The organism is Synechococcus sp. WC101, assembly GCF_047461555.1.
GTDB lineage: Bacteria > Cyanobacteriota > Cyanobacteriia > Thermostichales > Thermostichaceae > Thermostichus.
Map to the genome: position 1 here is coordinate 1 of NZ_JANSHG010000082.1, position 11,133 is coordinate 11,133.

9 protein-coding genes and 2 pseudogenes are annotated in these 11,133 nt (G+C 60.9%); 8 read left to right on the top strand and 3 right to left on the bottom strand.

Features of this window, described 5'->3' with window-relative positions; genetic code table 11:
• The 3 genes from NW809_RS07160 to NW809_RS07170 form a co-directional block, all read left to right on the top strand.
• Window positions 1–520: DNA double-strand break repair nuclease NurA (locus NW809_RS07160; RefSeq protein WP_414401811.1), on the top strand; the 520-nt coding region annotated here is incomplete at its 5' end.
• A 247-nt stretch (window positions 521–767) separates the two neighbouring features.
• Entirely contained in the window at window positions 768–4,169 is a 3,402-nt protein-coding gene (gene treS / locus NW809_RS07165) for a maltose alpha-D-glucosyltransferase (protein ID WP_414401812.1), read from the top strand.
• Between the two features lie 10 nt (window positions 4,170–4,179).
• Window positions 4,180–4,599: an SOS response-associated peptidase gene (locus NW809_RS07170; RefSeq protein ID WP_240527689.1), complete on the top strand. Its 420-nt coding sequence runs from the start codon at window positions 4,180–4,182 to the stop codon at window positions 4,597–4,599.
• 400 nt (window positions 4,600–4,999) lie between these two features.
• Here NW809_RS07170 and NW809_RS07175 read toward each other — a convergent pair whose 3' ends face one another.
• Window positions 5,000–5,278, bottom strand: a complete 279-nt coding sequence (locus NW809_RS07175) for a transposase (RefSeq protein WP_414401817.1) — start codon at window positions 5,276–5,278, stop codon at window positions 5,000–5,002.
• Window positions 5,279–5,569: 291 nt separating this feature from the next.
• Here NW809_RS07175 and NW809_RS07180 point away from each other — a divergent pair.
• From NW809_RS07180 to NW809_RS07190, 3 genes and pseudogenes are all read left to right on the top strand, one after another.
• Window positions 5,570–5,701, top strand: a pseudogene (locus tag NW809_RS07180) (IS200/IS605 family transposase); the annotation flags it as partial.
• 136 nt (window positions 5,702–5,837) lie between these two features.
• A complete protein-coding gene (locus NW809_RS07185) occupies window positions 5,838–7,184 on the top strand; it encodes a 16S rRNA (cytosine(967)-C(5))-methyltransferase (RefSeq protein WP_414401813.1) in 1,347 nt (448 codons plus the stop codon).
• A gap of 33 nt (window positions 7,185–7,217) precedes the next feature.
• Window positions 7,218–8,030 carry a TrmH family RNA methyltransferase gene (locus NW809_RS07190; protein WP_011429966.1) on the top strand — a complete coding sequence of 271 codons (813 nt, stop codon included), beginning with the start codon at window positions 7,218–7,220 and terminating at the stop codon, window positions 8,028–8,030.
• A 15-nt stretch (window positions 8,031–8,045) separates the two neighbouring features.
• On the opposite strand, the gene recA is transcribed toward NW809_RS07190, so the two are convergent.
• Window positions 8,046–9,170, bottom strand: coding sequence for a recombinase RecA (gene recA / locus NW809_RS07195; protein WP_414401814.1), 1,125 nt, complete (start codon window positions 9,168–9,170; stop codon window positions 8,046–8,048).
• Between the two features lie 219 nt (window positions 9,171–9,389).
• Here recA and lgt point away from each other — a divergent pair, with 219 nt between their 5' ends.
• The gene (gene lgt, locus NW809_RS07200; protein ID WP_414401815.1) at window positions 9,390–10,244 is read left to right on the top strand and encodes a prolipoprotein diacylglyceryl transferase; all 855 of its coding nucleotides are present in this window, start codon (window positions 9,390–9,392) and stop codon (window positions 10,242–10,244) included.
• 3 nt (window positions 10,245–10,247) lie between these two features.
• Window positions 10,248–10,868 (top strand): tRNA (adenosine(37)-N6)-threonylcarbamoyltransferase complex ATPase subunit type 1 TsaE, encoded by a 621-nt coding sequence (gene tsaE / locus NW809_RS07205; protein WP_414401816.1) that lies wholly within the window; start codon window positions 10,248–10,250, stop codon window positions 10,866–10,868.
• A gap of 75 nt (window positions 10,869–10,943) precedes the next feature.
• On the opposite strand, the pseudogene NW809_RS07210 reads toward tsaE, so the two are convergent.
• A pseudogene (locus NW809_RS07210) lies at window positions 10,944–11,075 on the bottom strand (hypothetical protein); the annotation flags it as partial.
• Window positions 11,076–11,133 lie beyond the last annotated feature (58 nt).

Sequence of the window (11,133 nt, forward strand, 5' to 3'; positions counted from 1 at the left end):
AACCCTCAACTATCTGCGCCTGGGGTTGTGTCCCTACCTGGGCTGCGACTGCTATCGCTACTGCGCCGGCGAGAAAACTCCCCCCTGCCAGCCCTTTGCCCCCCTAGCAGATCGCGTTTTTTGGGGATCCCTGCTGCAGCCGGGAGAGCGCAGCCCCCTCTGGCGCAGTGGCGCCAGCGTCTTGGAGACTTTTGGGGAACACCACATCCACTGCTGTTACTTGAATGTCGGCGCAAACCCTGGGGAGGGATCCCTGCCGGAGATCGCCCGGCTAGAGTTTCCCGCCTGGGTGGCTCAAGACGCCGAGTTGCTGCAGCGGGCCCTGGCCGGAGTGCTAAGCCAGGTGCAAAAGGGCTTTGGCTACCCCATCGCCCTGGCGGAAGCCCACCATCTGGCCGTGGTGCGCAGCGGGGATCGGCAGCGCTTCTTCGCCTTGATCGAGCAGGAGCTGATCCGCGCCGGCCTGCGCCATGTAGCCGTCTCCCGTAAGGAAGCCCAGAAGCGAACCGGCATCGCCTAATTGGTGCCAGTGCTGCAAAACCCTTCCTCCCTACCTCCCCTCTCCCTCAGGGAGAGGGGCTGGGGGTGAGGGCTCCCCCTGGGAGAGGGGCTGGCGGTGAGGGGTTAAAATCACCCTGTCAGACCCAAAACCGCATCGCCTACCGGGATCCCTGGCACCCCAGAAAAGGCTGCAGCCTATTGAGGGGATCCCTGTTCAACGGTTAGGGTTGCCAAGGTGTCCAAATCCTGTCTCTGTTGCCGATATGATGAGCCAAGCCCCTCTGCGCAGCCTCGTCTCTCCCTTAACCTACAACCCCCTCTGGTACAAAGACGCGATCATCTACGAGCTACCGGTGCGCGCCTTTTTCGACAGTGATGGCGATGGCGTGGGCGACTTCCAGGGTTTGACCGAAAAGCTGGACTATTTGCAGGATCTGGGCATCACGGCCATCTGGCTGCTGCCCTTTTTCCCTTCCCCGCTGCGGGATGATGGCTATGATGTTTCTGATTTTACCAACGTTAACCCCGCGCTGGGCACCCTAGAGGACTTTAAAATCTTTCTAGATGCCGCCCACCAACGCGGGATCCGCGTCATCATCGAGCTGATCCTCAACCACACCTCCGATCAGCATCCCTGGTTTCAGCGGGCTCGGCGCGCCGCCCCCGGCACCCCTGAGCGGGACTTCTACGTCTGGAGCGACACCCCGGAAAAGTACAAAGAGGCCCGCATCATCTTTCAAGACTTTGAAACCTCCAACTGGGCCTGGGATCCGGTGGCCAAGGCCTACTACTGGCATCGCTTCTACTCCCACCAGCCGGATCTCAACTACGACAACCCCGCCGTGCAGAAGGCCATCTTCGAGGTGGTGGACTTTTGGTTGAGCATGGGGGTGGACGGCCTGCGGCTGGACGCCGTGCCCTACCTATACGAGCGGGAGGGAACCAACTGCGAGAACCTGCCGGAAACCCACGCCTTCCTCAAGGCCCTACGCAAATACATTGACGAAAGATATCCCAACCGCATGCTGCTGGCAGAAGCCAACCAGTGGCCGGAAGATGCTGTGGCCTACTTCGGCGACGGGGACGAGTGCCACATGGACTTTCACTTCCCCCTGATGCCGCGGCTGTTCATGGCCATCCAGATGGAGGATCGCTTCCCCATCATCGACATCCTGCAGCAGACTCCCCCCATTCCCGAAACCTGCCAGTGGGCCATCTTCCTGCGCAACCACGACGAGCTCACCCTGGAGATGGTCACTGACGAGGAGCGCGACTACATGTACCAGGTGTACGCCAAGGATCCCAACGCGCGGGTCAATCTGGGCATCCGCCGCCGCTTGGCGCCCCTGCTGGGCAACAGCCGCCGCCGCATCGAGCTGATGAACAGCCTGCTGTTTTCTCTGCCCGGCACGCCGGTCATCTACTACGGCGACGAGATCGGCATGGGGGACAACATCTACTTAGGGGATCGCAACAGCGTGCGCACGCCGATGCAGTGGAGCGCCGACCGCAACGCCGGCTTCTCTCGGGCTAACCCGCAGAAGCTCTACCTGCCCATCGTCATCGACGCCGAGTACCACTACGAAACCGTCAACGTGGAAGCGCAGCGGAACAACCCCTATTCCCTGTGGTGGACGATGAAACGGATGATCGCGGTGCGCAAGCGCTTCCAAGCCTTTGGCCGGGGCTCTTTTGAGCTGCTGCACCCGGAAAACCGCAAGGTGCTGGCCTTTATGCGGGCCTACGGCGACGAGCGCATCCTGGTGGTGGCCAACCTCTCCCGCTACGCGCAGTTTGTGGAGCTGGACTTGGCCCACTGGGAGGGGCTGATCCCGGTGGAGATCTTCGGGCGCACGCCGTTTCCTCCCATCGGCCAACTGCCCTATTTCCTGACCCTGGGCCCCCACTCCTTCTACTGGTTTTCCCTCGAGCCGCAGCGACAAACGGAGCGGATCCACCCCAGCCACAGCAAGCCAGAAGAGTTGGATCGCCTGCCCACCCTGCTGGTTCAAAACGGCAGTTGGGAAAGCCTCTTCCAGGGGGAAAGCCAAAAGCAGGTGGGGGCGGTGCTGGGCGACTACCTCTACCGCTGCCGTTGGTTCGGCTCCAAAGCCCGCCAGATCCAGTCGGCCCAGATCTTGGATGCCATTCCCTGTAACCGGGAAGGGGATCCCCCCTTTCGGGGCCAGATTTTGCTTTTGCAGGTCGAGTTTACCGAGGGGGAGGCAGAACTCTACTCTTTACCCGTGGGCTATGCCATCCAGGAGGCGGCCATGCACCTGCGCGTAGAGGCGCCCCAGGCGGCGATTGTCCCTGTGCAAGTGGCTGGGGAGCCGCCGGGCGTGCTGTTCGACGCCCTGGCCGATAAAAGCTTTTTGTCGTTGCCGCTGCAGATCATCGCCCAGCAGGGCCGTCTGCGCCACTCCTCAGGGGAGCTGTGGGCCACCACCTTTGCCCCTTTTGAGTACCACCTCGGCCTGGAACCCCGCATCCTCAAGGCGGAGCAGAGCAACACCTCGGTGGTCTACGGCAGCCAGTACATCCTCAAGTTCTACCGCAAGGTGGCCGAGGGGGTAAATCCAGAGCTGGAGATCGGCCGCTATCTGCTGGAGCACCATCCCCAGGTGCGGGTGCCGCGGCTGTTGGGATCCCTGGAGTATCGCCGCCGCCGTGGGGCGCGGGGCTTTGATCCCGGCGATCAGCCCATCACGTTGGCCATCTTGCAGGAGTACATCCCCAACGAGGGGGATGCCTGGCACTACACGCTGGACAGCCTGGGGCAGTTTTTCGAGACGGTGCTGGTTCATCACGCAGAGGCGGAAGCGGTGCCCGTGCCGCGGGGATCCTTTCTGGAACTCTCGCACCTTCCCTTGCCGGAGCTGGCCTACGCCACCATCGGCAGCTACCTGGAGTCGGTGCGGATCTTGGCCAAGCGCACCGCCGAGCTGCACCTTGCCTTGGCCGCCGACACCGAGAACAAGGACTTTGCCCCCGAGCCCTTCTCCAGTCTCTACCAGCGCTCCATCTATCAATCGATGCGCAATTTGGTGGGGCAGGTGTTTCCGCTGCTCAACAAGCAGATCCCCAAGCTGCCCGAACTGGAGGCTAAGTTGGCCCGCACCGTTCGCGACCAAGAAGGGGGGATCATGAGCCGCTTCCGCCTCATCCTGGAGCGGAAGATCACGGCTTTGCGCACCCGCTGCCATGGGGATTACCACCTGGGCCAGGTGCTGTTTACTGGCAAGGACTTTGTCATCATCGACTTTGAAGGGGAGCCGGCCCGGTCGCTAGGAGAGCGCCGCCTCAAACGCTGCCTCCTGCGGGATGTGGCGGGAATGCTGCGCTCTTTCCACTACGCCGTCCACACCGGCTTGCGCCAGCAATTGGAAAGCGGGCTGGTTTGCGGGGACAAGTGCCCTGACATGATGCGCTGGGCCCAGTTTTGGCACCGCTGGGTCTGCGCCGCCTTCTTGGCCGAATATCTGCAGGTGGCTTCTCAAGGGGCTTTTCTGCCCCGCAGCCCGCAGGAGCTGGAAGTGCTGCTCGAGGCCTACCTGCTGGAGAAGGCCATCTACGAGCTGGGCTACGAGCTCAACCACCGCCCCGAGTGGGTGGAGATCCCGCTGCGGGGGATCCTGCAGTTGCTGGGCATTTCCACCAAGGTCTGAGGGATCCCAGATGTGCGGACGGTTTAGCCTGGCAGTTGCCCCCGAACGGCTGCAGCAGCATTTTCCAATCGAGAGGGGGGCAGTTGGGGCGCTCCAGCCCCGCGACAACATCGCCCCTTCTCAGCCGGTGCTGGCGGTGGTGGCGGGATCCCTGCAGCGTCAGGCAGTCCATTTCCGCTGGGGCTTGATCCCCAGGTGGAGCCAAGCTCCCCAGGCTGGGTGGATCAATGCCCGCGCCGAGACGGTGGCCGAAAAACCCTCTTTCCGCCAGGCCTTTTGCCGCCGCCGCCTCCTGATCCCGGCAGATGGCTTCTATGAGTGGGTCGGCCGGGGCAAGCAGGGGAGGCAACCCTACTGGTTTTACCTGGTGGAGCGACTGTTGACACTCCCACCCAGGGGATTCTTACGCAGCCCACAAAAGAACCCGTAACGGCGTTGTCAAAGCGCCTCTAGACAGTTCCTTCACGCAAAGCCCCAAGGTTCTGCTGACTTTCTTAAGCAGATTGGCGGCAGCATTTGCCTCAGCCTTGACCAACCACCCCTTTGCCGTTTGGTACAGGCCCCGCTTGACACGCTTTCCAGAGGGTCTCCACCCGTCGGGTTTTTCACCATAATTAGGTAGCTCATCTCCATCTAGGAAGCTTGCCTGCGATCTTTATGCCTCCTCTACCTCAATAAACTCAACGCCATAATGCTGACATAATTGCGCAATACGCTCCTTGAACCGACCTGTTGGGACGAAAACAAAGTTTTGGTTAAAACCGCATTCTTGTTTTTGTTCTTTGTTCCAACCGAAGAGGATTCTCCCAATTGAGTGGTGCAAACAGAAGTCAATGACCTTGCCCGCAGCTTTGTGGACCGCATTCTCCGGTTTCCGTAATTCGGTCAAGCTTTTGCAACCAAAACCCCTGCGGCTTGTGAGTCTTGAGCCTAGCCAGCTCCTTGTTGTGCCCCTGGTTAAAGGACTTGACTTTGCGGCCATCAATGATGAAGCTGTGCCCTAAGTTGCTAACGCACGTAAGCCAGTTGTTGACTCCGTGGTCAATTGCTAGAGCTTTTCTCGGATCCAGTGATTTGGGCTGGGCAGGCTTGGCATAGACCCACTCCAGCTACAGACTTACACGTCTGTTGTGCGGCGGAAACATACATTCCGATGAAGTGCTTGTTTTGGGTTCTCGCCATCTCAGCGCAAAGCTCACCATAGCTTGCCCATCGCTTCGTTTTGAAATAGACTTGTCTCGCATAGTACAGGGCACAGTTGTACACCTTATTAGACTGTTGACACAAGTACTCTAATAGGGGGACTAGCTCCCTGTCCCTGACTCGAACCTGCTGACAGCCGTACTTCATCATTGTTGGCAAGCGGCATGACAACCGCAGTCTGACATGGGCAAGCGATAGTGCGAGAGGAAAGTCAACGGTACAATCACTACAACCATGGTGTGGGGCTAGCGGTTGTTCATCTCATTTTTTGGCCAAAGAGAAGGAAAAAGGTCTTGGTAGGAGAAGTCAGGAAGAGGTTGTTTGAGCTATGAAACTATATCAACGACCCCCATCATGGGTAAGCGACTAAAGTGGCTAGCGGGCTTTTCCGGCGCGCACTCAAGTGCGGGGCTACCAAGCTATCCTTTTGTGTCGGGAAGCAACCTGATCTTTTTTGGAGCGGCCATGAACGCGCGTCAACTGGCCCTCTTGGCTCTGCAGAAGATCGAGCGGCACAACGCCTATGCCGACGTGGTGCTAGAACACTTGTTGGCCCATAGCCGCCTGATCCCTGCCGACTGCCACCTGGTCAGCGAGTTGGTGTATGGGATTACCCGCCGTCGCCGCACCCTTGATGCCCTGATCGACTGCTTTGCCCGGCGCCCCGCCCACCAGCAACCGCTCGATTTGCGGCTGATTCTCTACCTTGGCTTCTACCAACTGGCTTTTCTGGATCACATCCCGCCCAGGGCCGCCATTCACACCAGCGTGGAGCTGGCCCGCCAGGTGGGCCTGGGATCCCTGACGGGGGTAGTCAACGGCATCTTGCGCGCCTACCAGCGGCAAGCGTTGGATGGGGCGGAAAAGGATCCCCTCAAGCCCTTGCAGGACACTCTGCCCACTGACCCGATTCAGGCCTTGGGGATCCGGCATAGCTTTCCCGATTGGCTGGTGCGCCTCTGGTGGGAGCGCCTGGGACCAGCCGAGACCGAGCAGTTGTGCGCCTGGTTCAACCAGCCGCCCCACCTGGATCTGCGGGTCAACCCGCTGCGGGCGGATGTGGACAAAGTCATCCAAGCCTTGGCAGAAGCGGGGATCCCTGCCTCACCCATCCCTGAGGTGCCGCGCGCCCTGCGCCTGGGACAACATGCCGGCGACATCACGGCCCTGCCCGGCTTTGCCCAAGGCTGGTGGAGCGTTCAGGATGCCAGCGCCCAGCAGGTGGTGCACTATCTGGATCCCCAGCCGGGAGAGCGAGTCATCGACTGCTGCGCCGCTCCGGGCGGCAAGACCACGCATATGGCCGAGCAGATGCAGGATCGCGGCGAGATCTGGGCCCTGGACCGCCATCCCCACCGCCTGCGCCGCCTAGAGGAAAATGTGCAGCGCTTGGGCTTGAGCTCGATCCGTCCCCTGGCCATCGACCTGCTCTCCCTGGACGCCGCTGCCGAACCTCCTGCACCCCTGCCCCCGTGGCAGAGCGCCGACCGAGTGTTGTTGGATGCCCCCTGCTCCGGCTTGGGCACCCTGCACCGCCACGCCGACGCCCGCTGGCGGCAAACCCCCGCCCAGATTCAAGAGCTGGCCCATCTGCAAGCTCAGCTTCTGCAGGTGGCAGCCCGGTGGCTCAAGCCGGGCGGACTGTTGGTGTACGCCACCTGCACCCTGCATCCTGCCGAAAACGAGGCAGTCATCCAGTCTTTTCTGAACCGGCATCCCCACTGGGCTGCCGAAGGGGATCCCCTGCTCATCTGGCCTCATCGCCAGGATCGGGATGGATTTTTTATCCAACGGTTGCGTCGCCGCGATTAAGCCTTCCCCGCCCCATCTCTCCTCTTCCTCCGCATGGCTTCTGAGCTGCTCACCAGCCCCAAAAACCCTTGGATCCGACAGTTGCGGCAGTTGCACCGCAGCAAAGGCCGGCGAGAACAGGGCGCCTTCCTGGTCGAGGGATCCCACCTCCTCGAAGAGGCGCTGGGGGTCGGCTGGCCTCTGCGAGCTGTCTGCTACACCTTCGACTGGGCTGAGCGTCACCCCCGCTTGTTGGCCAGCCTGCCCAAGCATCTGCGGCGGCAGGCCGTCAGCTTGGAAGTGATGGCGGCCCTCTCTACGACCGAGTCTCCGGAAGGGGTTGTAGCTGTGGCCGTTAGCCGGCAAATCGCCTCCCCTCCCCCAGAGGCGCTGCGCCTGGGCTTGGTGGTCGAAACGCTGCAAGATCCAGGTAATTTGGGATCCCTGATCCGCGTCGTGGCGGCCACCGGAGCCGATGGCCTCTGGCTAAGCGCAGACAGCGTCGATCCGGAAAACCCCAAAGTCCTGCGGGCCTCCGCCGGCCAGTGGTTTCGCCGCCCGCCTCAGGTTCTCTCTGACTTGCCCGCCTGGATCCAGTCCTGTCGTCGCCAAGGGATCCAAGTTTTGGCCGCCACCCTCGCCCCTCTGGCCACCTGTTACTGGGATCACGACCTCACTCGGCCAACCCTTTTTCTCTTGGGCAACGAAGGGGCTGGCCTGCAGGAATCGACGATCCAACTGGCCGATGCCCAGGTGCGGATCCCGATGGCTGCTGGCGTCGAGTCCCTCAACGTGGCCATGACCGGGGGATTGCTGCTCTACGAAGCTTTGCGCCAGCAGCGAGCCCAGTTGAGAGGCACAGCTTGAAGAGCCGCCCTCGTTTCAAAACTCCTCATCTGCAAAGATGGAGGCCTCAACCTCTTCCTGCTCTCCCTCCTCTATCCCCCCCGGTCGGCTGGCAGAAACCGTTACCCCTGCAGAAAGTTTTTCCCGCACAGCCGCTTCCACCTCCGCCAGGATCTCCGGCTTTTCTTTCAGGTAAACGACCAGATTGTCTCTCCCTTGGGCCACATTTTCCTCTTTGTAGCTGTACCAGGAACCGCGTCGTTTGAGAATGCCCATCTCCTCGGCCAGATCGACAATGCAGCCGATGTTGGAGATGCCCTGGCCGAAGATGATGTCGAATTCTGCCCGCCGGAATGGGGGAGCAACTTTGTTTTTCACCACCTTGACCCGCGCCCGGATCCCGTATTCTTCAGCACCTTTCTTCAGAGTTTGCACGCGGCGAATATCCAGCCGCACCGACGCATAGAACTTGAGGGCATTGCCGCCAGTGGTGGTTTCCTGGGGGCCGTAGCCGATGCCGCCGATTTTGGAGCGCAACTGGTTGAGGAACAGAACAATTGACCCGGTTTTGCTGACGTTGCCGGCAATCTTGCGCAGCGCTTGGCTCATCAGGCGGGCCTGTAACCCCACATGGGCGTCTCCCATATCCCCCTCGATCTCGGCGCGGGGAACCAACGCTGCCACCGAGTCCACCACCACAATGTCCACAGCAGCAGAGCGCACCAGTTGATCGACAATCTCCAGGGCGGCCTCCCCCGTGTCCGGCTGGGAGATGAGCAGATTCTGGATATCTACCCCCAAAGCCGCCGCGTAGGCGGGATCCAGCGCGTGCTCGGCATCCACAAAAGCAGCCGTTCCCCCTCGTTTTTGCACCTCAGCGATGGCGTGCAGAGCAACCGAGGTTTTCCCAGAAGATTCCGGCCCGAAGACTTCGATGATTCGCCCCTTGGGGTAGCCACCGCCCATGGCCAGGTCGAGGGTGATAGCGCCGCTGGGTATGGTCTCCACCCGCATCTGGGCCGCATCTCCCAGGCGCATGATCGCCCCTTTGCCAAAATTGCGCTCGATCTGGCCCAACACCTGATCCAGAGCTTTGCGTTTCTCCGACTTCAACTTGTCCAAGTCGTCGCCGTTGTTCACGTCGGCAGCTTTGCGGGCCATAACCAGCACCCTCCCCCAGGAGTCGCGGTGGAAAATCAAGCCTGCATTCTAACATTGTCGCCTTGTTGCCCCCAGCGGATCCCTTGATCTCCCTCCAATTGCAGTCAGCTCGTACCTTGCCTCGGTTCCAAGCTCCCCTCTCCCTGAGGGAGAGGGGCTGGGGGTGAGGGTCGCAGAACAGGTAGAGTGAGCTAGAAAGACCGGTTTAGGAATACTGCCGTGTTCACGACCCTGGTGTTGCGATCCCCCGGTCCAATTGTGTTTAGCTGGGGGCCATTCAGCCTACGCTGGTATGGCCTGCTGATCGGCTTAGCAACCGTTTTGGGCCTGTTTCTAGCTCGCCACCTGGCGGCACGGCGCGGTCTTCCCCCCAATTCCATGTCCGATCTGCTGCCGTGGCTGGTGGTGGGATCCCTGCCCCTTGCCCGTTTTTACTACGTGGCTTTTGAGTGGGAGCGATATCGAGATGGCCCTTGGTGGAAAGTCCTGGCCCTCTGGCAGGGGGGAATGGCCATCCATGGCGCTTTGCTCGGGGGCACTGCAGCGCTTTACCTGTTTGCCCACCGGCATCGGCTCAACTTCTGGCTGCTGGCCGATTGCATCGTTCCTTCCCTCAGCCTTGGCCAGAGCATCGGTCGCTGGGGCAACTTCTTCAACAACGAGGCCTATGGAAAGGCTTTGTCTCCGGCTAGTTCTCTGTGGATCCAACTGCAGCTCCCCGACGGATCCCGCGTGCATCCCACTTTTTTGTACGAATCCCTCTGGAACCTCGGCCTCTTCGGGATCCTGCTCTTTTTGAACTATCGGCGCCAGCCTCCGCCCGGTAGCCTCCTGGGCCTCTACCTGCTGGGGTATAGTCTTGGACGCTTCTGGATCGAGGGGCTGCGCGCCGACAGCCTCATGCTGGGGCCCCTGCGGGTGGCACAGGGGATGAGCCTACTGCTCATCGGAGCTGGCCTGGCCCTGATGCTGACCGCTCAAAGACGTGCTTCTGCTCACCTGAGCCCAGTGAGGCCCTCACCCGCTCTCTCGACAGGGATCCCTGCCCCTGAGCACCCCCCGAAGGAGCCGTAAGCCATGGCGAGCGCACGAGATGAAGAGCTTTGGCAACAAGCTTCCCCTCTGGTGTTGTCCTCTGCCGCTGCCACCCAATCGCTGGCGGCCCTGGTGGCTCAGGCCGCCGTTCGCCTCCTCAGAGGCCCGCAACACAGCCCCCAGCGCAGGAGCAAGACAGACTCCCCTCCCGGCCTGGTGATCCTTCTAGAGGGCAATCTGGGCAGCGGCAAAACCACCTTTGTGCAGGGGCTGGGGCAAGGGCTGGGGATCCCGGAGCCCATCGACAGCCCCACCTTCGTGCTGGCGCAGGAATACCACACGGGACGGATCCCTCTTTTTCATTGCGATCTCTACCGTCTAGAGTCCGCCTCTGGCGGAGCCGAGTCCTCAGCTCTGGACGATCTGGGGCTGGAAGAACTTTGGAGCCAAGCTGGGATCACCGCCATCGAGTGGCCTCAGTACCTGCCCTACTGGCCAGCAACCTACCTCTGGCTGTGCCTAGAAGCCCATCCCCAGGCAGAGGGATCCCGCCTGCTGTATGCCAAGGGCAAAGGATCCCAGCTCGCCCACCTTTGGCAACAAGTTCTCTCTCAATTCACCCAGCAAGACCCTCAAGAGAACGGGATTCTCTTCTCCTCCTGAAAGGGGATCCCGAATTCGTATGGACTTACCCTCAACCCAAGAGCCAAAACTCGCGCAACTGAAAAGACGGAGCTCACTTTCCTCGGCAATAGCCACGCCATCCCCTTCTCGCAAGGGCAGCCCGTTCAGAGTCGCATTGCCCCGGGCTACCTGCAGCCACCCATAACGCTCCTTATCCAAGCGTTGGCTGGTGGGTGGTATTGACATATGGGTTGAGGTGGGGGTAAGGTAGTAAAGCGCCAGCAAGGCCACCGGCCACGGCGCG

What these genes read in the sequence shown, in the direction of transcription:
- NW809_RS07185 (WP_414401813.1), top strand. Translation starts at nt 5,838, where the DNA reads ATGAACGCGCGTCAACTGGCCCTCTTGGCTCTGCAGAAGATCGAGCGG.
- recA (WP_414401814.1), bottom strand. Translation starts at nt 9,170, where the DNA reads ATGGCCCGCAAAGCTGCCGACGTGAACAACGGCGACGACTTGGACAAG.
- NW809_RS07170 (WP_240527689.1), top strand. Translation starts at nt 4,180, where the DNA reads ATGTGCGGACGGTTTAGCCTGGCAGTTGCCCCCGAACGGCTGCAGCAG.
- NW809_RS07190 (WP_011429966.1), top strand. Translation starts at nt 7,218, where the DNA reads ATGGCTTCTGAGCTGCTCACCAGCCCCAAAAACCCTTGGATCCGACAG.
- tsaE (WP_414401816.1), top strand. Translation starts at nt 10,248, where the DNA reads ATGGCGAGCGCACGAGATGAAGAGCTTTGGCAACAAGCTTCCCCTCTG.
- treS (WP_414401812.1), top strand. Translation starts at nt 768, where the DNA reads ATGAGCCAAGCCCCTCTGCGCAGCCTCGTCTCTCCCTTAACCTACAAC.